At 61.2% G+C, this 255-nt stretch carries 1 protein-coding gene; it reads left to right on the top strand.

Annotated features, from left to right (window positions below; genetic code table 11):
- Nucleotides 1-255: protein kinase domain-containing protein (locus PZA18_RS25940; RefSeq protein ID WP_407951224.1), on the top strand; the 255-nt coding region annotated here is incomplete at both ends.

The raw sequence follows: 255 nt of genomic DNA, 5'->3' as shown, positions 1-255 counted from the left end.
CAGTCATCCATAAAGATCTGAAGCCCGCCAATATCCTGATCCGCCCGCAGGGAGAGGGCTGGCAGGCCATGCTGGCAGATTTCGGCAGCGGGCGCCTGAGTGACCCGGCCCGGCTGATTGAGCTTGGTATCAGCGATCTGGGCTTGCAGGGGCCTCAGACCTTGCATCGCGACGTGGTGCAGGGAACCGCCTTGTATATCGCCCCGGAAATTCTGCGGGCGCAGCCTTCCACCGAGCGAAGTGATATTTATGCGC

It is taken from the genome of Parachitinimonas caeni (assembly GCF_030129945.1).
Taxonomy (GTDB): domain Bacteria; phylum Pseudomonadota; class Gammaproteobacteria; order Burkholderiales; family Chitinimonadaceae; genus Parachitinimonas; species Parachitinimonas caeni.
This window is presented reverse-complemented; position numbering and strand designations above follow the sequence as displayed.